This window comes from Streptomyces sp. 11x1, from assembly GCF_032598905.1.
Classification (GTDB): domain Bacteria; phylum Actinomycetota; class Actinomycetes; order Streptomycetales; family Streptomycetaceae; genus Streptomyces.
This window is the reverse complement of record NZ_CP122458.1, coordinates 3,402,455-3,423,320: the sequence shown is the minus strand read 5'-3', so window position 1 is coordinate 3,423,320 and position 20,866 is coordinate 3,402,455. Positions and strand designations below refer to the sequence as shown.

General features: G+C 65.1%; 17 protein-coding genes, 1 tRNA gene and 1 pseudogene. 16 read left to right on the top strand and 3 right to left on the bottom strand.

The annotated features are described in order from the left end of the window. The first annotated feature begins 9 nt into the window (after window positions 1-9). The 4 genes from P8T65_RS14700 (at window position 10) to P8T65_RS14685 (ending at window position 3,709) form a co-directional block, all read left to right on the top strand. A complete protein-coding gene (locus tag P8T65_RS14700) occupies window positions 10-654 on the top strand; it encodes a hypothetical protein (RefSeq protein ID WP_316725832.1) in 645 nt (214 codons plus the stop codon). A gap of 4 nt (window positions 655-658) precedes the next feature. Further along, complete coding sequence (locus tag P8T65_RS14695) at window positions 659-925, top strand: hypothetical protein (RefSeq protein ID WP_316725831.1); 267 nt, start codon at window positions 659-661, stop codon at window positions 923-925. A gap of 120 nt (window positions 926-1,045) precedes the next feature. Then, window positions 1,046-1,765, top strand: a complete 720-nt coding sequence (gene drmC, locus P8T65_RS14690) for a DISARM system phospholipase D-like protein DrmC (RefSeq protein WP_316725830.1) — start codon at window positions 1,046-1,048, stop codon at window positions 1,763-1,765. A 264-nt stretch (window positions 1,766-2,029) separates the two neighbouring features. Further along, window positions 2,030-3,709, top strand: coding sequence for a DUF6880 family protein (locus P8T65_RS14685; protein ID WP_316725829.1), 1,680 nt, complete (start codon window positions 2,030-2,032; stop codon window positions 3,707-3,709). An 840-nt stretch (window positions 3,710-4,549) separates the two neighbouring features. Here the strand turns inward: P8T65_RS14685 and P8T65_RS14680 are convergent. Further along, window positions 4,550-4,650, bottom strand: a tRNA-Ser gene (locus P8T65_RS14680). Between the two features lie 353 nt (window positions 4,651-5,003). Between P8T65_RS14680 and P8T65_RS14675 the strand changes: the two genes are divergently transcribed. Continuing rightward, a complete protein-coding gene (locus P8T65_RS14675; RefSeq protein WP_316725828.1) occupies window positions 5,004-5,447 on the top strand; it encodes a hypothetical protein in 444 nt (147 codons plus the stop codon). Window positions 5,448-5,526: 79 nt separating this feature from the next. On the opposite strand, the gene P8T65_RS14670 is transcribed toward P8T65_RS14675, so the two are convergent. Beyond that, window positions 5,527-6,213, bottom strand: a complete 687-nt coding sequence (locus P8T65_RS14670) for a hypothetical protein (protein ID WP_316725827.1) — start codon at window positions 6,211-6,213, stop codon at window positions 5,527-5,529. Window positions 6,214-6,730: 517 nt separating this feature from the next. On the opposite strand from P8T65_RS14670, the gene P8T65_RS14665 reads away from it, so the two are divergent. From P8T65_RS14665 to P8T65_RS14650, 5 genes and pseudogenes are all read left to right on the top strand, one after another. Then, on the top strand, window positions 6,731-7,651 hold the full coding sequence (locus P8T65_RS14665) for an ATP-binding protein (protein ID WP_316731590.1): 921 nt from the start codon (window positions 6,731-6,733) through the stop codon (window positions 7,649-7,651). Next, window positions 7,648-10,074 (top strand): S8 family peptidase, encoded by a 2,427-nt coding sequence (locus P8T65_RS14660; protein WP_316725826.1) that lies wholly within the window; start codon window positions 7,648-7,650, stop codon window positions 10,072-10,074. The genes P8T65_RS14665 and P8T65_RS14660 overlap by 4 nt, the downstream gene beginning before the upstream one ends. Window positions 10,075-10,120: 46 nt before the next feature. Beyond that, complete coding sequence (locus tag P8T65_RS47260; RefSeq protein ID WP_399098930.1) at window positions 10,121-10,378, top strand: DUF2750 domain-containing protein; 258 nt, start codon at window positions 10,121-10,123, stop codon at window positions 10,376-10,378. Window positions 10,379-12,528: 2,150 nt separating this feature from the next. Beyond that, window positions 12,529-12,927 carry a hypothetical protein gene (locus P8T65_RS14655; RefSeq protein WP_316725825.1) on the top strand — a complete coding sequence of 133 codons (399 nt, stop codon included), beginning with the start codon at window positions 12,529-12,531 and terminating at the stop codon, window positions 12,925-12,927. Window positions 12,928-13,433: 506 nt separating this feature from the next. After that, window positions 13,434-13,709, top strand: a pseudogene (locus P8T65_RS14650) (IS5/IS1182 family transposase); the annotation flags it as partial. Between the two features lie 101 nt (window positions 13,710-13,810). Here P8T65_RS14650 and P8T65_RS14645 read toward each other — a convergent pair. Then, window positions 13,811-15,031, bottom strand: a complete 1,221-nt coding sequence (locus P8T65_RS14645; RefSeq protein ID WP_316725824.1) for an IS110 family transposase — start codon at window positions 15,029-15,031, stop codon at window positions 13,811-13,813. 610 nt (window positions 15,032-15,641) lie between these two features. Here P8T65_RS14645 and P8T65_RS14640 point away from each other — a divergent pair. From P8T65_RS14640 to P8T65_RS14615, 6 genes are all read left to right on the top strand, one after another. Then, window positions 15,642-16,496, top strand: coding sequence for a helix-turn-helix transcriptional regulator (locus P8T65_RS14640; protein ID WP_316725823.1), 855 nt, complete (start codon window positions 15,642-15,644; stop codon window positions 16,494-16,496). Window positions 16,497-16,594: 98 nt separating this feature from the next. Beyond that, window positions 16,595-16,990 carry an ATP-binding protein gene (locus P8T65_RS14635; protein WP_316725822.1) on the top strand — a complete coding sequence of 132 codons (396 nt, stop codon included), beginning with the start codon at window positions 16,595-16,597 and terminating at the stop codon, window positions 16,988-16,990. A 175-nt stretch (window positions 16,991-17,165) separates the two neighbouring features. Next, window positions 17,166-18,026, top strand: coding sequence for a sigma factor-like helix-turn-helix DNA-binding protein (locus P8T65_RS14630; RefSeq protein WP_316725821.1), 861 nt, complete (start codon window positions 17,166-17,168; stop codon window positions 18,024-18,026). Then, complete coding sequence (locus tag P8T65_RS14625) at window positions 18,023-18,868, top strand: protein phosphatase 2C domain-containing protein (RefSeq protein WP_316725820.1); 846 nt, start codon at window positions 18,023-18,025, stop codon at window positions 18,866-18,868. Before P8T65_RS14630 ends, P8T65_RS14625 begins: the two co-directional genes overlap by 4 nt. Window positions 18,869-19,048: 180 nt before the next feature. Next, window positions 19,049-19,396, top strand: a complete 348-nt coding sequence (locus P8T65_RS14620; protein WP_055517769.1) for a hypothetical protein — start codon at window positions 19,049-19,051, stop codon at window positions 19,394-19,396. An 89-nt stretch (window positions 19,397-19,485) separates the two neighbouring features. Then, window positions 19,486-20,793, top strand: coding sequence for an FtsK/SpoIIIE domain-containing protein (locus tag P8T65_RS14615; RefSeq protein WP_316731589.1), 1,308 nt, complete (start codon window positions 19,486-19,488; stop codon window positions 20,791-20,793). Window positions 20,794-20,866 lie beyond the last annotated feature (73 nt).

Below are 20,866 nucleotides of genomic sequence, written 5' to 3'. Positions count from 1 at the left end.
CCGCTGGCGGTGGACCTCTACGCGTTCGGCTGTGTGCTCTTCGAATTGCTGACGGGCGAGAAGCCGTTCGAGGACAAGCCGGACCGGAACAAGGACATACAGCACCTCGAAGACCTACCGCCCCGCGTGCGGGACATCTACCTCGGCATTCCCGAGGACCTCGACGAACTCGTGTGGGACCTGCTCGGCAAGACACCCGCCGACCGTCCGGCAGGCATCGGCGAAGCACTCGCCGTACTGCGCGGACACCTGCCCGCACCCGGTGACCCCGGACCCGACCCGGAGCTGCATCCGGACCCCACGGCCCGGTACCGGCTGGGCGGAGCAGGCCCTGCCCTCGGGCCTCCCGGGCCGAGGGGGTGGGCGGACCCCGCGGGGCATGCCGAACATGTCCGGCACGGCGGCTCCCGTCGTCCCGTGCGGCGACGCGGGCCCTGGCTCGGACGTGGGGAATTCGCCGACCTGATAGCCCTGGCCAGGGCGGAACTTGCGGCGACCGGACCCGGTGCCGAATGCGAACGGCTTGCTTCGGTGCTCGCTCGCGCCGTGTCCGAGTGGGGGCTTCAGGAACCCGCCGTTGCGGAGGCCCACCTGATGTGCGGCGATGCCGCGCGCGCCTCGACGGCGGCACGGCCGTGCCAGGGAGCTCTATGACAAGGTGGCCACGCTTGGCGACGGGCGGCAGCTGCCCCGCCACGGCACGCTGACGCTGGAGGCGCGGCTGGGCGTGGCGGAATGCCGGATCCCCGAGGGCGACCTGCGGACCGCGCTCGAGGAATGGCGCCGGACCGTATCGGAGACGCTTGCTCTCACCTCGCCTCCGGCTCACCTGGTCGAACGGTGCCGTGAGCTCGCACTCGAACTGACCGAGCGCGGCTTCGGCGCCGAGGTCTCTTCCCTGGTCCGCCGCCTGGCCGAGCTGTAGGGACCTCCGGCAGTCGCGACCGGCTCGCTGACCAGTGGCCGCGGACGAGCCAGGTGCGGCGGCCCGGCTGGGGGACGGCGGCAGAACCGGGTACGGCGATCAGGTGCGCGGCAACCCGCCGTGGACCAACAGATCACCGAGCGAGCGGACGAGTTCGCCTCCCACCTGGCGAATCCCCTGGAGCTCCCTCTCGAACTTCGTGATCCTCCGGTAGATCTCGCCGTACCGCCGTTGCTCCTCCAGGGAGAGGCAGCTCAGAGCAATCACGTCCCGTCGGTCGAGGCGGCCGCCTACCTGCGCGGGTTCGTGGCGGGATGGTCCCGGCGCAGGGACGAGGCGGAGGTGCGCACGGTGTGGAGCGGCCCGGCCACACCGGGCGTGCCGGTCCGCGCGACTGCACGCGTCCTCACCGAGGTCGTCAGCCGGGCACGCTCCGAACTCCTGGCCATGACTTACGCGGCCCGCCGCCACCCACCGCTCATATCGGCCCTGCGTGAAGCCGTCGCCCGAGGCGTGGACGTCCATGTCGTCGAAACCCGGGAAGGCGCGGCCGGACTGCTCGACGGACCCGAACCGGCTGCCGCCTTCACCGCGGTGCCCGGTCTGCGACTGTGGCACTGGGCTCCCGAGGCACGCGAGCACGAGCGTGCCCGTCAGCACGCCAAACTGGCTGTCGCCGACCGCCGTGTCCTGCTGGTGGGCAGCGCGAACCTCACCGAGTCCGGAGTACGCAGGAACCTGGAAGCCGGGGTGATCGTCACCGGCGGCACCGCTCCGCAGAGAGCCGCCGAACACATCCGGGAACTGCAGCGCCGGGGAATTCTGATGCCGTTGCCTTGAGTCGGCCACTCGCCACTGCGCCGTGGCTGCTTCGACCGCAGGGGCCCGGTCCGGTGCCCACCGGTGGGACTCCGCAACCACTGTATCGTCAGCCGAGCCCGGCCCGGCCCACCACGCGCCTGGACGTGGTCCGTGACCAGCCGACCAGCCCTGGCACTTCACGAGCTGGAGGTCAAACCCTCCGAAGTCGTGGGCCCGCTCCCGAGGCAGCCCCTAGGCTGGCGACGCATCAAGTGCACAGCCACAGCAGGGCGGAAGAGAATCATGCGCGGCCTCACCGAGGCGAACCTCAAGAAGCTGGCGGGCTCCCGTTCCTTCGACCGCGGGCGCGGCTATGTCGACGCTGTGTCCGGGGTCGAGGTCGGTGACGGCTGGGTCACCGCGAGCGTCCACGGCACGGAACGGTACGAGGTGGAGCTGGCCCTGGACGCGCCCGGTGGGCTGTCCGGCGAGTGCGACTGCCCGTACGGCATGGAGGGCAACTTCTGCAAGCACCTGGTCGCCCTCGGCCTGACCGTGCTCGCCCAACGGGAGAGCCTGCCGCGGCAGCGGAAGGCGGCCCGGGACCGGGCCCAGGACCTCGACGCGTGGCTGTCGGCCCTCTCCCAGCCGGAGTTGCTCGCTCTGCTGCGGGAAGAGATCGACGAGAACAGGCAGCTGCGCCGCCGTCTGGAACTGCGGGCCGCGAGCGCCCGCGGAGACCTCGCCGGGGTCCGGGCCCGTATCCGCGACCTGATCGACATCGGTCCCTTCGCGCAGTACGGATACGTCGAGTACGCCGATGCCCGCGCCTACGCCGACCAGGCCGGGCAGGCAGTGTCCGCCATCGGCGCGCTCACCGGCTCGGGCCGGGCCATCGACGCGATCACCCTGGCGCGGGAGGCGATGCGGCTGCTGGCCGAGGCTGTGGAGAGCGTCGACGACTCCGACGGCTGGCTCGGACAGATCGGTGCCGACCTCGCCGACGCCCACCTCGACGCCTGCCGTGCGGCTCGCCCCGCCCCCGAGGAGCTCGCGCACTGGCTGGTCGGCCATGTGCTCGGAGACTTGGACGACGGCCTCACCGACATCGATCCGCTCGACTACGAAAACGTCCTCGGCGAAGAGGGAATGGGCGTCCTGCGGAAGCTGGCGGCCGAGGCGTGGCGGGGCAACCGTCGCGGCTGGGCCGAGAAGTACCTGATGGAGCGTCTGGCCAAGGCGGGAGGCGACGTCGACGCGGTGATCGCCGTACACGCGGCCGACCTGGCGCCGAACGGACACACGCACCTGGTCATCGCCCGCGAGCTGGACACGGCGGGGCGCCCCGCCGAGGCGCTGAGCTGGGCGGAACGCGGTATCCGGGAGGTCGAGGACCTCGCCACCGTCGATACCGCCCTCGTCGACCACCTCTGCGAGCGCTACGCGCAGGTGGCCCGGCTCGCCGACGCGGTCGCCCTGCGCCGCGACCACTTCGGCGCCCGCCTCTCCCTGCTCACCTACCAGCAGCTGCGGGCCGCCGCCCGCGCCGCCGAGTGCTGGCCGGCCGAACGTGAGGCGGCCCTGGCCCTGCTCCGCGCCGACGCCGCGGGACCCCGGCGAGGGGGCTGGTACGCCGGCCCCGTCCTGGTCGACGTCCTGCTCGACGACAAGGACACCGACGCCGCCTGGCAGGCCGCCACCGACGCGGGTGCCGACGACCGGCAATGGCTTGCCCTCACCGACCAGGCCCGCGCCGACCGCCCCGCCGACGCGCTCGGCGTCTACCTGCGCCTGGCCGAACCCCTGCTGAAGCAGACCGGCAACGCTGTCTACGAGCGGCTCGTCGGCTTGCTGCTGAGCATCCGCGACTGCCACCGCCGCCTGGGCACGGAGGACGAGTTCGGCGTGTACGTCGCGACTCTGCGCACCACCCAGAAACGCAAGCGGAATCTGATGAGCCTGATGGATGAACACGGTCTGTGAGCCGGACGGCGCATCGGAGGATCCCCCGGCTGGTGGGATGGTCAACCGTGGGAACTGTCAGTTGTCCCGGCCGTCCTACTCGCCCAGGCCCTCCCTCAGTCATCCTCGTGCAACCCGTGTTCTGTTCGGCCTCGGTCCGCGCGCCGCGACTTGCAGGGACCTGGCGAGCACCACGACCGCGTTCCAGCGGGCTTCGTTCAAGGAGCCGTCGGGAGCATCGGGGGTTTGTCAGGCGCAGTGCCGCGCGGACGGCCTCCTCTGCGACGCCGGGGCAACCGAGACGCAGCAGAACAGCCGAGACCGCGGTCAGCACCTCGCCGAGCAGCTCCGCGGATTCGGCGGAATACGTGGCGGAAGGCCCCAGTGCGGCCCTTGTCTCGACAGGCGTGTGCCGTTCGGCCACCGCCGCAGGGGCGGGTGGCGCAGCAGCGCCTGCTGCGGCGCGGACAGGCGCTCCGCGGTGCGAACGGAGGCGGTCGTCGTTCAGGCTGGTCAGGACGGCCCTCAGGCCAGTGCCGAGCGCCGCCATGGATGCCCTTGACTGGCTTGACCATCCGCACACAAGCCGCCGGGGCCAGCCGACCCCAACAATGGTGGGTAGTTAAATGACCGCTCACATGAGGTCACCTGCATGCGCACATCGAAGGGCGAACTCCACTAGCCAGGCCGAGTGGTCCGCGTGGCAGCGCCCAAGGCTGTTCCAGCGATCCGCCCAGGGCGCAGCGACAGGAAGACGAAAAATCGGGCACCCGCACCGAAGTGCTGGTACCCGATCATGGCACCCGGGTTCAGAGGCCGGGACGAAATGCCCGACCCCCGATTCTGTTCCAATGTTCTGGGTGCCCCCGGCAGGATTCGAACCTGCGCACACGGCTCCGGAGGCCGCTTGAGGGGCGGGTGATGTAGCTGGTCAGGGCCCTGCAGATACTCACTCGTCTGGCGCCGGTCCACAGGTAGTCCACGTAGCCCTGGTTGCTGCCGGAGGCCCATAGGGCACTGCCTAGTGCCGCAGGTAGTGGCCTCTGGCCCCACTCGCATGAGCGATCCTGTGCAGAACACGGCCCGCGACACGACACAGTGGGCACGTCTCAGGGCGGCGAGAACGCCAACGCGCTTGACAGGGGAGGTTGTGGGGATGGATGAGGGTCTTGCTGCTGTGATTGCCGGTATGGCCGGTGCTATCGGAGGCGTTAGCGGCGGAGTGTTTGGCGCTGTCTCAGCAGCGCGTGCCATGGCTCGGCAGGTGCGAGACCAGGCCACGACGGAGCATGGCCAGTGGATCAGGGGCCAACGAATGGCTTCCTACCTCACCCTTCTCCAGGAGTGGGATGCGGCCCAGAAGCACCTAAAAAGGATCTGGACACGGGCAGTCGATGCCTACTACGAGGATGCCCACGGCGTGCTGCAGGGCGACCTCGGCGAGATCTGCAACATGCTCCTGGAAGAGGTGGAAGAAGCCGTAGAGCCGACGGCGACGGCGTTTGAGCGTGTCGCAATGCTGGGCCCAAAAGAGATTGACGAGGTCGTGCTTGGACTGGAAATGTCGCTGCAAGAGCTCCGCGGAGTCACGGAAAATCGGTTGGGCCCAGATGAGACGCGGAGCACCCGACAGGCTCTGAGCTGGGGGCCTTGGAACGGAGCCGATTCGGCCGCAGCAGGTGCCCGTCAGGAGTTCGTGGAGTGTGTTCGACGAGTGCTGAGTGCTCCGCCAACACCATCCTTTAAGTCTCCAGCTTGACACCGGCAGCAATCGCCAGGAACTGCTCCATTCGATCAAGCCAAGGAGGACTGCTGAGCCGCCACGAATGGAGCGAATTTTACTTCTTGCATTCCTTCTTAGCGGCCACTGCACGGACTGAGCTGGAAGGCACCCTATTGACCACGCCGCGTTCACTGGTCACTATGAAAACACCCTTTGAAATTTTAACGCTACCGCAGTAATTCACGCCAGCAGCGTCCGTCACCGAAACCACGGGCTTGCCTGCTTCTTTTTGGGGGGCGTACGACATTACCGCGATAGAGGCCAAGTAAAAGGGAATGATCCAGAGGGCTAGCACCCTGCTTCGCGTCAGGTATTTGTTCGCGGTTTCTGTTCCAAGTAGGGTGGCCTGCCGGAATCTATCGCCTGTCGGAAGAACCCGAACTGCTTGACCTTGCGCGGCCCTAGCAGCATAGACCACGCTGCCCAACGCAGTAAAAAGAGACAAAGCGGAGAGAACGCCGACTGTTACTTTGCTGGCAGTGCTCTGCAGTGCATTAACGTCGCTTGGGCCACGGATGACCGTCAAGGCCGTGAGAAGGCCTGTGATGACCAGAATAGTGGCACCCCACCGCTCAGCAGTTGCTTGGATAGCGGTAAGGCTGTTAAAGCGTGCTTCTGTAGCACGTCGATCCCATTCGACGTCCTCAGCGGTTACGGGAACGTCGACGAATTCCAGGGTGAGTTGGCCAGTGGAAATTTGTGAAAGATCTTCTTCTTTTTTCTTCCTGCGGAAGGACACCATGTTTAGTGCCTAATCGTTACGAAGGCCCTGGAGCCGCAGCCCGAGGTGGTGCCTTCCGGGCGGCCGGGGTGGTCTTCTGAGCACGCGCACCGCACCAGGTGCTTAGCTGGTTTATCTGTCAGACCTCGCGCGGACTGGCCAGACACGGCACGGCCAGGGGTTATCAACTGTGGAGTGGTGAGGAGCACATAGGTGAAATCATGGTTACAGTCGGGACATTCACCCGTGATAATGAAACCCCCGTCGATGTCCTCCCGTGTGAAATTATTCAGAGCCCTTCCGAACGTCGGGCTCGTGCATTCTGCGTAGGACGTCTGACTGCCGGTCAAGTTTCAGCCCCCGAAACGTGAACGTGAAGGTTTCTATTTTCGACAGCGCCGCATAGCTGCCGAACGTGTGGGGTATGATACACCGTGCAGGCGTGTGTCCGGCGCCCGGATGTTGATCTGTGTAGGGCCGGAGCAGCGGGAGCATCTGACGACGCGTTGGTGAGGATGCGGTGATCCAGGACACCTTGATGGGTATTAGTAGCGGCGTCCATCAGAACGAAACGGCAAGGAACGGGGGCCTCGCCCAAGCGATCGAGAGGCGCGCCGAAACCGTGCGAGGAAATAAGCGGCCTCTGACCAGCGGAGTCACGCCATTGCCTCTGAGTGATGACGGCATGCCGCTACTCCTCCTTAGTGACAGTCGGGTCAGCTTCTCCGACATGGTGCTATCAAGGGAGAATCAGGAGATTCTTCTCGAACTAGTGCAAGAGCATCAAAGGCGGGAGCTTCTTGCGTCACACGGCTTGAGGCCTAGGCGCCGGCTACTGCTCGCTGGACCTAGCGGGACGGGAAAGACGCAGACAGCTGAGGCTCTCGCTCACGCTCTTGGTGTTCCTCTCGCTCGCGTCCGGCTTGCTGCTGTGGTCTCGTCATACTTGGGGCAAACAGCCCGCCATATTGAGAAGATCTTGGAGTTCACCCGTCGAGGCGCTTGGGTCTTGAGCTTCGACGAAATTGACATGCTCACAAGCGATCGCAATGGATCAGATAATGACGAGATTCGACGCGTTGTGACAGTAATTCTGCAGGAACTCGAAACGTATTCTTCAGACAATCTTGTAGTGGCAACGACCAACCACGGTGAATTGCTGGACACTGCGCTTTGGCGACGTTTTGATGAAATACTGACTTACAAATATCCAACGCAAGAGCAGATCGCCCATCTGCTCAAAATTAAGCTACGTCGCGCAAAGCGTTTGAGGGTTAACAGGGAGCAGGCGGCGCGCGCACTTCAGGGACTCAGCCACGCGCAAATTGAGTCGGTGTGCTTGGATGCGATGCGGAAGAATGTCCTCTCCGGCAGCGAATTTTTGTCAACGGCTGACCTTGTGGAGAGCGCAAGTTCCCGAAAGAAGAGGCTGAAGGAAGCGGGTCAGGTAGACAAATGATGCCACTGCCGGGCATGGAGCCGATTCGCTTGGATCACCTTCAATTTGAGCGGATCGACTATACGGGGGGTCGGCGTAAAGTAAAACGCGCGATTGGTAACGGCCCTCGCCACCCAGACTCAAAGGCGCACGCCGCTGATCTGCAGGCAGCCGCTGAGTTAGTAATCTCCGATACTAGCGACCGATCCGCTGCATTGGGTATCGACCCAAAGCTGATCCTGGTCGTTGAAATTGGGCCACCTGTTTCAGTAGAAGATGAGACTGACTGGGCAAATGCTGGGCTCCGAGTAGTTGATTCAAGTAGCCAGAAGAAGGTTGTGGCGTTTGGAAGCGATCCGCAGCTGACTGAGTTCTTGGCCCGCTTGAAAGCGTATGCTGACGGCCCAGAGGGGGAGCAGAAGCATCCCCCCTACAGTTCGTTTTTCGATGGTATCGATGCTGTACGGCCTTATGGTCCCCAAGATCGCGTTGGTCACCTGCTTGAAGAGGCGATTGGTGATCCAGAACACCATTCACTTTTGGTGGACGTGGAAGTTTGGTATCCCGGCGATACCTCGCTTGCAGATGACTGGGTCGATGAGATCAGCGACGGCGTCATTGCCGGCGGTAGTGAGGTGGTAGATAGATACGTCAGTCCGTCGGCTGGGATCTGTCTTATTCGGGTAAGGGCTTCTAGGGATGTCGTCGAGGCTCTTTTGCATGTGGACCTCGTGGCACGTGTTGAGCTGGTTCCTGGCGGAGTGCCGCAAAATACCGCGCTGAGCCAATACTCGGCTGATGAAATCGGCGAGCTTCCTACGCCCGCGCCTGATGCTCCAATCGTTGGGTTGATTGACAGCGGTGTAGTGGCTGAGCACCCTCTTCTCCGTGATTGCATCGCAGGCGCCGTAGTGTTGAGTGATTGGCTTCCTGATGGCGCCGATCGCACGGGTCATGGAACTGCGATTGCTTCGCTCATCGTGCGAGGTCAGATTGAGGGGCAGATTATTGAGGAGGAATGGGAAGTCCCACCTTGTCGCGTACTCTCGGTACGTGTTCTCGATGAGCAGAATGAGTTGCCTGCCCATCGTCTCATTGAGAATGAGATAGAGGCGGCCGTCCGATACCTCGTGGAGCAAGGCGTTCGGGTGATTAACTTGAGCCTTGGAGATCTTGGGTCATCTTATGACGGTAACAAGGTGCCCGTCCTGGCTGGCACGCTGGACCAGCTGGCGCGTGAATTGAATGTAGTTTTCACGATCCCCACCGGAACGGCGTACCCTGCTGATTATGCCTCTGAATATGGTGAGGGGTTCAGAACCGGTTATGCGCGTGACTTGGTGGAGTCGGACGCTACGCGGCTTATTGATCCCGCGCCTGCTGCAATCGCCCTGACTGTGGGCAGCGTAGTACCACCTCCTCGGCACACTTCTTTGGGGCTTCGACCAGTCGGCGAGACAGGATGGCCCTCCCCATTTTCGCGTGTTGGAGAGGGTGTAGCTGGCGCAATCAAGCCGGAACTCGCAGCGGTTGGTGGCACGATCGCGCAGGAAGTAGGTTCCGGCGACTGGCGGTTGGCTGACGAAATGAAGGTCCTCGTGGCCGATGGTCGCCCCGATGCTGCCGGCGTGATTACCTTCGAGCTTGGTACGAGCTTTGCTGCCCCGCTCGTGGCTCGGATTGGCGGGGCGTTGCAGCAGTCCTTCCCGACTGCATCGGCCAATCTGCTTAGAGCGTTGATTTTGCAATCAGCGCAGGAACCTCCCAATTTTTTGCAAGGCTGCGTTGACCTGGCAAAGGCTGAGAGGGAGAAGTTGCAGCGCAGGGCGGTGGGGTACGGAACTCCTGCGATGCTTCACAGTGTGACAAGCGATGAGCGGAATACTGTTCTCTACGCACAGGATGAGATTGAGGTTGATGACGTCCACCTCTTTGCACTTCCGATCCCTGCGTCCTTTTTTGCGCGCCGTCGTTTCCCCAGGGGTGTGACAGTTGCTCTTTGCTATGATCCTCCTGTTAGGGTACGCAGGTATGACTACCTCGGTAGTCGAATGGCATTTGAGATGGTCCGTGGAATCTCGGCCGATGCGGCACTGAAGTTGTTCCTAGACGAGAAGGCGGCAGGGCATATCGATGCTCGCGTTTCCCGTCTTTCCGAGATGAGTCCGGTTAACCGCATCTCTTTTGATCCAAGTAAAGCTGCGCGCTCGCGAGGAGCGAACCAGATTGGTAGATACGTCTGGAAGCAATCGCTCCAGGTTCTGGACGGTACCGGTGATGAATTTCTACTGGCTGTGCAGAACACTCGGCGTTGGGTTGCGCCTAAAAGCAAGCAGCGTTACGCCCTCGCCGTAAAGTTCTGGGTAGATGATCGCTTGCCTCCTATTTATAGCGAAATTCGTAGCCGCGTGCCGCGACTGCGTGCTCGTGAGCGTTTGCGCTGAGAGCTCCTAACGAAATGAGTGTTGGAGAACGGTAGGCTCGGTGGCCATGAGTCAGAGCGGTTCGCAAGCGGCGGCATTCTTCCGAGACGTCCGTCAAAGCGGCGTGGTCTGGCTTGTCCGGGATGACGACGGAAGCCCGACTCACCTCTCGGCAGACGGCACGCGAAGTCTTCCCTTCTGGTCGACCTCGCCCCGCGCCAAGAGGGCAGCAAAGATCTGGGGCGCGGGCTTCGCGTTGAGTCCATGCCCTTGGACACCTGGTGCGGTCGCGTACTGCCCGATGCCGCCCGGGATGGACTCGTGATCGGCATCAACTGGAGCGGGCCGCGCCTGGTCGGCTGGAGCTTCACCCCCAACGAAGTTCTTAACCGGCTATCGGGGGCTCGCACAGCGACCTGAGTTATCGGTGGTGATCAGGCAGCAGGCGAGCTTGAGGAAGGCTTCGTGGATGTCGGCTCGCCTTTCCCAGCGGATGCAAGGTTCCGCGTCGGGCGATGGCGGGAACGATGCCGCGGGCGCGGACCTGGTCGCGGACTGCGAGTGCCGTAGACCAGAGCAAGTTACGACGGCCGGCACGTGATGACGGTGCCTGAGCCCTCAGCTTGGGAAGCTGTGGGCGTTCGGCGTCGATCTGTGCGCTGGCCTGGGGAAACGATCGAGGCGTGGTGTCTTCGGGCCTGGCTGCTTTCACCGTGGTTCCCCGCTGTGCCTCGCCCGATCCGGTGCGCTTGTGGTGCGGCCATGGTTCGCGCACCACGGCCGTAACTCCACAGAAGCCGATCATTGGAGGTCATGCAGGCTGCGGTACAGCGTGAGAGTCAGTGAAACATCCTGCCAGTTGCTGGGATTGCTGTACGTTGCTGCTGAACTTCGAGCATGCGCGGGGGGTCGCAATGGACGAGCGTACGTACGCGATCATGGAAACCATGCGGTCTGCGCAAGCGGACACGATGGTGCGCGCCGTCAGGAAAGCTCTCGACGACGAGCCCGGCATCTCCGGGCGTGGGGTCTTGGCCCTACTTGAAGAACTGGCCAACGAGGCTCAGGAGCGCGCCACTGAGGCGATGGCGGACAGTGAGCCCGATCGGGACACATGCGCAAAGTGTGGGCAGCCTATTCAGACAGACTCCCGGGACCGGGAGCGTTGGTTGCATAGCTCCGATCGAAGCCGGGGCTGCCGAGCAGCCACCTTCGACCGAGAGAACGGCTGGAACGACGACATCCCGAGGTCTTGGATGGCTACCCCCCGTCGGCGTCACCCCTGACGGGCAGGTGACCCTACGGCCCGGCGTCTACGCCGGAGACGGAACAGACCCGCACGCTTTCCAACTGTGGTGGTGGTCTCGGAGGCCTCGGACGGGGCCGTTCACCTGCGTTCATGGGCGGTCGGTCGCCTGAGCGGCTGCCGCCTCGGGTCCCGTCTGAACGGCCACGAACGGCGCTGAATGAGACGGAAACTGAGACGGACGGCGGGACCGAGTTCGCTAGCATCGTCGCTCTTGGGGTGGGTGCCATGGCGCTGGTCCGCAAGGGATCACGACGGATCGTCGTCGACGGCACGGCCTGCCGCTGGCGCCTGCGAGGCAGGCCTACGTATGCCCAAGGTTGGCCTGTTCACCGTGCATATTCGTGGTCGAGCATGCGGACACTCCGGGTACGACCCTTCTGGTCACCACCGACCAGCCGCATCCGAGCAACTGGACCGGTCGCGAGACTGACCCGGTAGTGCCGTTTGGTGTTGGTGCTGTTCGGCTTGCCCTGCGTGAGGGTTGGACTCCGACGGTTCCGGGCTCCGTGTTCCACCTCGATCACTCCGCCGACTTCACGCCTTCGAACTGACCGGATCCGGGAATCGTTGGTGCTCGCACCTCAGCCGACGACAGTCAGCCACGACGGCGGGTGCGCCGACCGACCACGCACGCGTGTGCCTCGCTGCACCCCCACGGGCCTCAGCCACGCTGCTATGCCGTCGTCCAGAGCAGGCCGTGCCGGCGGAAGCGTGGCGGGGAGACCTTGGGTGACGACCTCTTCGTCCCGAACAACTTGGGTGGGGCTCTGCCTTGGGCTGGTGTTCCTCTTACCTGCGCTGATGGTCCGCAGGCGTCCGCGCTTGTTCGCCGTCGTCTGCTGGCGTTGCCATGCAGTTAGACACTCACCATGGCGTGCGTCCAGCAGACACGCCGACGGTCGCGTAATCAACAATTGTTGTTAGGACTCTAACAGCAGCACACCTGACGGGATCCGTCACCCTAATATGGCGTCTCCGTCGCCCTGCAGCTGAAGCAGACATGCGGCTGGATGGCCGCCGGGGTAACCTGGACACAGGTGATCTCCATGAAACTGGGACCTTTTGTCATAGGCCTTATGAGCATTGTCGATCCCACCGGAAGGGCGACGCGGGCGTTGACTATCCCTCGAGAAGCGCGGCACAACTCCAGCCGAGCTTCGTGCCACATGCGTGAAGCCTATGCCAGAAAAGAAACGCCGACGAATGCACCCTTCTCCTTGGAGTCGCACCCCGATATCGAGGAACTTCGCGAGATAGCTCGCAGGATAACCCCAAAGGGTGCGTCCAGGCGGCCCAAAGGGCAAAAGAATCAAATTCCCCGGAAACCGTTGATTCTCTGGCCTTTGGTGACCTACAACATCCTCTACCTATTCCAGATCGCCGCATCCATCTTCGTGATTACATCTAACGACCTCCATGGTGAATCATTCGCCTTCATGATCGCGATAGCGATACTGTCTGGAGCGTGGCTCCTCAACTCTTGGATCCAAGCGGCACGCTACCTTTCCATCACGCGAAGGAAGCAGACCCGTACTACCAAAAGCGAGCGCGTGGGTCGTGCATGACGAGCGCGTGGGTCGGGCATTTCGGCGAGGTCACAATGGTCGATAGAGGAACACCCGCGAGGCCAGCAAAGGGATATGTCCTGCCCCCTCCGGACATCGCCAAGCAATGGGAAGAAATTAGTCCCGGGCTGGCAGATAAGTTGTACAAGGATGCTCTCGCCGATTCGAAGCATGACCGGCGCACGGACTGGCTTCAAAATGCGCTGCAACTCACCGGTCAAATCGCAGGCGTAGCAGTTGTTTTTGTACTTGTCTGGTTTGGGCGTTACTGCATACAACAGAACGATGCATGGGTAGCCGCTACTGTTCTCGGTGCGCCTATGGTTGCTCTGGCGGTAGTTTTCGTGCTCGCTAAACAGCCCACGGAGTCACTAGCCAGCAGCCTGCGACCGGGTTGGGGGCGTGGAGAAGCGCGAGAAGATAAACCAGAAACGGAAAGCAAATAACAGCGGACGAGTCGCTTGGAGCAGCACAGGGCGGCTACCGTCGCTGGGGCATCGACCGGACTGTCTCCTGGCTGTGCTAATCGTTCACTGGACTTGATGCCTTTGCGGTCGAAGTCGACCGCCCACCGCCGTTTTCGATCTGGTCCAGGGCTGGTGTCTGGGGCCGACTCGACGACGCCGGCCTCATCGACGTCACCCGCGTCGTCCTCGACACGGCGCACGTGCGCACTGAAGAGGGGGCGAACACGCAGGTCCGGGCCCCGTGGACCGGGTCGGCGTCTCTGCCGCGGCGACACGCACGACAGCGAAGGGCTGAAGCCATGCTCCAGGCGCCACACACCCTCTCCGTGGGGCAAGCGGCTGATTGCTGTGCGCGCGGCCCGGGCGCCGGCCGGGCTGGAGCGGGGCGGAGACAGACATCCGATGCGGTTGATCAGTCAAGCGGTGTTGGGGAAAGCGGTCTGCTCGTCGTAGGGGATGCGGTGGGTGAGGCAGTGGTGCAGGCAGCCCAGTAGGCGGTTGAAGAGGTTGCGCTGGGCTGCGACATGTCGGTCCTCGGCCGCGCGGCGGCGGTCGTAGTGGGCCCGTGCTCCGGGAGATGCGGTGAGGGCGGCAAAGGCCCAGATGTAGCCGGCTGAGGCGAGACGCTGGTTCTTGATGTGCCTGGCCAGGACGGTGGTCTTGCGTCCGGAGGATCGAGTGATGGGGGCAGATCCGGCGTAGGCCTTGAGTGCGCGGGGGCTGGTGAAGCGGGTGTGGTCGTCGCCGAGTTCGGCCAGGAGGCGGGCGCCGGTGAGGGCGCCGAGGCCGGGGAAGCTGGTGATGATCTCGGCGTCCTGGTGGGTGGTGAAGGCGGCGGTGGTGGCTGCTTCCAGGTCGTCGGCGCTGGCGCAGGCCGCGTTGAACTGCCGCAGCAGAGCGAGGGCTTTGATGCCCATGGCCTGCTCGATCATGGGTGGCTGGTGCATCTGCGGTTCGCGGAGCAGGGTGTGGAGTCGTTCGACTTCTCCTGTGATCTCACGCTGACGTCCGGCCTTCTTCAGGATTGCTCGCAGTTGGGGGCGGGTGAGCTGCGCGGCTTGCGTGGGGGTGGGGGCTGCGGCGAGCAGGGTGCGGGTGACGGGTGAGGCGAGGCCTTCGCGGAAGTGACGGAAGACGGTGAGGAAGCCGGGGAAGTATTCGCGCAGGTGGGAGCGGAGGCGGTTGCCGGTTTGGACGCGGTCCCAGACGGCGTCCTGGTGGGCTCGGGCCAGGACGGTGATGGCCTGGGCGAGGTGGCTGTCCGCGGGCAGGGGCCGGTGTTCTGCAGGGTCGGTGCGCAGGATGTGGGCCAGGACTTTGGCGTCGAGGTGGTCGGACTTCTTGCGGCTGAGTGCGTAGCGGTCGCGGTAGCGGGCGGCGGTGAGCGGGTTGATCACGTAGATGGGTCTGCCGGTGGCGCGTAAGCAGGCGACCAGGAGCCCGTGAGAGGTCTCGATGGCGACCGGGATCGGGTTATCTGGACTGTCGCCGTGCTGGGCCAGCAGCTGCAGGAGCTGGCCCAGGCCCTCTGGAGTGTCGTCGATGCGGAGCTTGTCCAGGAGGGTGCCGGCCTCGTCGAGCAGTGCGATGTCGTGGTGGTCGGTGGCCCAGTCGATGCCGCAGAACACGCTGGTCATGGTGGTGTCCTTGGGTGGGTGCCGGTGGTGAGGTCGTTGCCGTGCCGGGGTTGCGCGTCTCCCTAATGGCAGGGCTCCAGGGCCCGTCATCCGATTAGCCGTTCGCAATCCCAGCGGTCGTCAGGGGTCTCGGTCAGCTGCGGAACTGGGGCGTTCACCGAGCGGTGAGAGGTGTTCCCTGGCGGCGGCTTGGACCACGAGAGCCAACGATGCCGCTGTTTGTGTGCGAGCGGGGGTGGTGGGGCCGGTCCGCGCGGGACGAAGGCAGGAGCGCGGACCGGCCCCACCACCCCCGGCGCTGCTTCACAGAGCGGGAAGGCACGTGGGGCCGACTCTGTCTTGAGAGGTCAGGCCTCAGGAGCGACTACGGATCACCACATGCCCACCTGCTTACGGCACCATTAGGAGCGCAGGCCCGGCCGGGGGCCGGGCCTGCGCGCGGGGAGCGGAGCGAGCCGCCTTGAACCAGTAGAGAAAGTTTGAATCACGGAGGGGCTGGCCGTGTGTCCGGTCCCGGGAGATGCTTGACACTTCGATCCCAGCTGATGGTTGACGGTGGCCGTGATCGGCTTTTCTGTGCCGGGCTGCCCTGTGGTGTAGAACCCTGAGCATGGGGAGTGAGCGGCGGGAGCGGATGCGGGCGCTTGGTGCGCGTCTTCGGGAACTTCGGGCAGAGGCTGGGCTGACGGGTGCTGTGCTGGCGCAGCGTGCCGGGGTAGGACAGCCGACCGTGTCCAAGGTCGAGACCGGACGCATGGTTCCGAGCGTTGATGTGCTCGACCGGCTCTCACGTGCTCTCGGCCTCGATGAGTCGACCGCTCGTGAGGTCCGTGAGCTGCTGCATGCTGTGATCGCCGCTCCGGGTGCTGACCCACAGGCAAAGGGCACAACTCCGGGCGTCGGTAGCACCGTTGATGAAGAAGTGCGGTCCGCGCAGCTGGTGAGGTCGTTCCAGTGCGTTGTGTTGCCGGCCCTGCTTCAGAGCGCGGAGTACGCCCGGCACGTCTTCGCGAGTGTGCCGAACTCGACGCCTGATGCCATCGGTCGGGCGGTGGCTGCCCGCATTGAGCGGCAGAGCGTGTTGTACGAGCCGGGGCGGGAGTCGGTGTTCGTGTTGACCGAAGCCGTGTTGCGTACCTGGCCGGGGACTCCGGCGCTCATGCTCGCCCAGCTTGACCGGCTGCTGGCTGTCGAGAGCCTGGACACGGTGCGGCTCGGGGTCATCCCCTGGCGTCGGAGGGTGCCGGTGCTGCCTCGCCACGGGTTCACCCTGTGCGACCAGCGGGCCGTTGTCGTCGAGACCTTCGACCGTGAACGCGTGTCGGCTGACTCCGCCGAACTGGCCGCCTACGAGGACACGTTCGCCCGCTTCGAGGAAGCGGCCATCTTCGGCGACGAGTTGCGGGAGCTGCTGCTGCGGTCGATGTCGGACTTTCGCAGCTTGGGAGACACCCTCACCCGATAGAGGAATAATTCCCCTGAATGCCTAGCTCGGCATCCAGTCATGGGAATACCCTTCCGTTGCGCTGTCTAGCCCCCTAGACGTAGAGTGAGGGATCTCCCATGCGAACCAAGTGGTGCCGCGCCTTTCCCGGCCTGGCCGAGGAGGTGGGTCATGCTCGACGCTTCGTCGCTGCTCTGCTGGAGGAGCGAGGACCGGTCGACGACGCGGTCCTGGTCGTCAGTGAGCTTGCGACCAACGCTGTGCGGCATTCGTTGAGCGGCACACTCGGCGGCTGGTTCGTCGTGGTCGTCAGCTTCGGCGACGACAGCGACCTCGTGCGCATCGAGGTAGTCGACGTGGGAGGCGAACGCGAACCTCACCTGCGCGACGTGACGGACCGGGATGAAGGTGGTCGCGGCCTGGCGCTGGTGGCCGCGTGCGCCAAGGACTGGGGCATCAAGAGCTGGCCCGACGGGCGGACCGTGTGGGCGGACCTCGTGCGGGAGAGCGTGTGATCGTGCCCGCCTCGACGGTCGTCTCGGGTCGCCTCGCGGGCGGTGACGGGTGAGCCCTCGGGGCGTGCCCGGCAGACGGTCGCGGTTCTACGTGGTCGGCGTAAGTACGGGACGCCGTCTCCCGCCCGTTCCGTCTAGGGCCCTAGACTCCTGGTTAGTGCTAGGAGGTGAAGTCATGTCGGACGAGTTGCAGCGGATCATGGCGATTGATGATCCGTACCGGCTGTTGCGCGAGGTCACGACCCGGTTGGCTGATGCACAGCAGGAGGTGACCGAGCTGGCTCGCCTCCGTCGACGCGTGGTCCAGGACCTCCACGCGCAAGGGCTGTCGTATGCGCAGATCGCTGAGAAGGCGGGCCTGAGCCGCGGGCGGATTCACCAGATCCGGCACACCGGCCCGGCGCCGGAAGGTGCCTTCCTCGGCCGGGGCTCCGTCGTCGTCGCCACCCCTCTGCGGCGTGATGACGAGCACGGGCGCACGGTCGTGGCCATGGACGACGTCAGCTCCGGCAAGCGGCTGGAAGATCTCGCGCGCACATACGGGCTCGAAGTCGCCTCGGAGCATGTGTCGGTCGGAGGAAAGATCGACCTCAATCGGGACGGCTTGGTCGTCGTCTGCGGGCCGCGCATGTCCCAGGAGATGTGGGACACCTACGCGCAAGACCCCGTTCTGAGCTGGGAACGCGCGGAAGACGGGCCCTGGACGGTGGTGGACCGGCGCACCGGCACCGTGTACCGGTCGGGCCAGGACAGCGACCCGGCCAGGCCGTACGACGTCGGATACCTTGGCCGGCTGCCGCGCCCGGACGGCAACGGTTCGCTGCTCGCCATCGCCGGTATCCACACTCAGGGTTCTCTCGGCGTCGTGCATCTGCTCGCAAACGACCTGAATGCGCTGTGGGGCCAGGTCGGTGACCGCCGGTTCTCCACGCTGGTCGGCGTCGAGTACGACCCGGAGACCAGCGAACCGCAGTCCGCCGAACTGCTCTGCCCTCTCTACAGGCACGACGAAGAGGTGACGGGGGCGGCGGGGTGAGGTTCGTGCTCGCCACGCAGCCCGCCGAACCCGACCGCGAGAACGAGGATTTCGCCGCTGCCGCCCCCGGTGCGGCCGTCGTCCTCGACGGTGCCGGTGTCGGCGGGACCGAGACCGGGTGCACGCACGGCGTCGCCTGGTTCTCCGCAACCCTGGGCGCTCTGCTGCTGCGCTGCATGACTGCGTGTCCTGCCCGGCCGCTCGCCGACTGCCTTGCCGACTCGATCAGTCTCGTCCGGTTGCTGCACGAGGACAGTTGCGACCTCGCCTACCGGGCCAGTCCCACCAGTACGGTCGTCGCCGCGCGGCTCGGTAGGGGAGTTCTTGAGTACCTCGTTCTCGGTGACTCGTCCCTGCTGCTGGCAGACAGGGAAGGCCGTACGACCGTGGTCACCGACCGGCGCCTGGACGAGGTCGGCAAGCGGCTGCGCGGGGCCGTCGACCAACTGCCCACCGGATCGCCGGAACACACTGCCGCGCTCGCCGAGTACCGGGATGCCTTGACCGGGCTCCGTAACCGGCCGGGCGGCTTCTGGATCGCCGGCCCCGATCCACGGGCGGCCGAGCATGCTCTGACCGGGACGGTGCCGCTGGACTCGCTGGCGTCCGTGACGCTGATGAGCGACGGTGCCACGCGACTCGTCGACCGGTTCGAACTCGCGGACTGGAGCGAGACGTTGTCTCTCCTCGACTCGTCGGGGCCGGATGAGCTGATCCGCCGTGTACGGGAAGCCGAGGCTGGCGACCCAGAGGGCCGGCGCTGGCCGCGGGGCAAGGCTCGCGACGACGCGACCGCCCTCCACTGGGCCTGGGCTGACGCACGCAACTCACGCGAGCGGTGAGGCCGCGACCCAACTCGTATACCCCCCTAGACAGTTCGAGCGACGGTCGTTTACCTTAGCTGTAGACCCCCCTAGACAGTTCAGGCGGCGGTCGCCTCCCTTCGTGCTGTCTAGGGGGGTATCCAGTTGGAATGGTGCTGCTCAGCGAGTGGGCATCAACGACCCTGTGAGGTACAGACAATGCGTGTCATCCCCGTGGACACCTCGGCCGCGACGCTGCTCATCACCAAGCTGCCGGAGGTCAAGGTGAGGGACCGGCAGACCGGTGAGGTGGCCGTTGATCCGGTGACCAACCAGCGGCTTATGACCGTGGAGTTGGTGTTCATCGCGGCCGGTGGCTCGGACATGATCAAGGTGACGGTTCCCGAGCAGGGCATCGGTGACGGTCTGGTCATGGGCGCCCCGGTCATCCTGTCCGGTCTGGTCGCTCGGCCCTGGGAGAGCGAGTTCGGGGGGCGGGCCCGGCACGGCATCGCCTACCGGGCCGACGCCGTCATGGTCAACGCCCCGGCTCCGGTTCAGGGTTGATCGCCGTGACGGAGGGATTTCGGGTTCCGCTGTCGATTCTGCTGCCGGTCCTGCTGGGCCTGGTCGTGCTACTGGTCGTGCGCCGTCGTATGCCGGTCGTGTTCTGGTGGGCCATCGGCTATCCGGTCGCCGCGCTGAGGGTGCTCGTGTCGTACCGGGACACGATGGACGCGTGTGGTCTGACGGTCCCGGCCTCGGCCGTCCGTCGGGCCACCGCCCGGATGGTCGGGCGCCAGGCCGCGCCGGTACCGCCTCGGCGGTCGTTCCCGCTGCCGACCGGGTCCGGTCTCGTGATGCGGCTGCGTATGGCGGCAGGTCAGGCTCCCGAGGACTTCATGGCCTCCGCCGACCGGCTGCGGCACGCCTGGGGCGTACATGCCGTGTACGTCCGCACCACAAAGCCGGGGCGGCTCGAACTGAGGCTCGTCGGCTGGGACGTGCTCGCCGAGGTCAAGCCGGCCCGGCGTCGGCCGGGGTCCGATCCGCTCTGCCTGCCGCTGGCGCTGCGGGAAGACGGTGAGTGGCACGTACGGGACTTCCGCACCGTGCCGCACGAACTGATCCTCGGCGCCACGCAGTCCGGCAAATCCGTCTACCTGCGCAATCTGCTGTGCGGTCTGGCCCGGCAGTCGGTCGTGCTCGTCGGCATCGACTGCAAGTGGGGCGTGGAACTCGCCCCGTTCGCACCACGGTTGTCCGCGCTCGCCGACACTCCCGACCGGGCTGACGAACTCCTGGACGCGCTGGTGGACGAGATGGAGGCACGATTCCGGCTCATCGGGCTCCGTAGTGGTGCGGGCAGTGGGGCCGATCCGGACGCCGTGCTCACCTCGGATGTGTGGGGGCTGCCGGAAGCCGTACGGCCGGTGCCGGTCGTAGTCGTCGTCGACGAAGTGGCGGAACTGTTCCTCGCCGCGAACCGGGACGACGAGAAGCGACGAGACGCCATGGTCACCAAGCTGATTCGCCTCGCCCAGCTCGGGCGTGCGGCCGGCATCTACCTGGAGGTGTGCGGGCAGCGTTTCGGATCCGAACTCGGCAAGGGGGCCACCATGCTCCGTGCCCAGCTGACCGGCCGCGTCTGCCACCGCGTCAACGACGAAGCCTCGGCGAACATGGCACTCGCCGACATCTCCCCGGAAGCGGCCCTCGCTGCTACCGCCATCCCGGCCGAACGCCCCGGCGTCGCCGTCGTCGGTGACTCCTCTGGCGGCTGGTCCCGCGTCCGCGCACCACACTTCACCCTCGCCGAAGCGGCGGCCGTCTGCCGTGATACCGCCGCACTGATGCCGGACCTGCCCCGGCTCGACTCCTTCCGGCCCGCCGTCGCCGTGGAGTCCGCCGTCCCGTCCTCTGCCACCGCTGCCGTTCCCACCGCCCAGCCGGTGACCGAGTAGCCCCTTCCTCACCCGGTCGGCGCGACCGTCTCGCGCCACGTCCCTACCTCTCCCATGCCAAAAACCGGAAGGA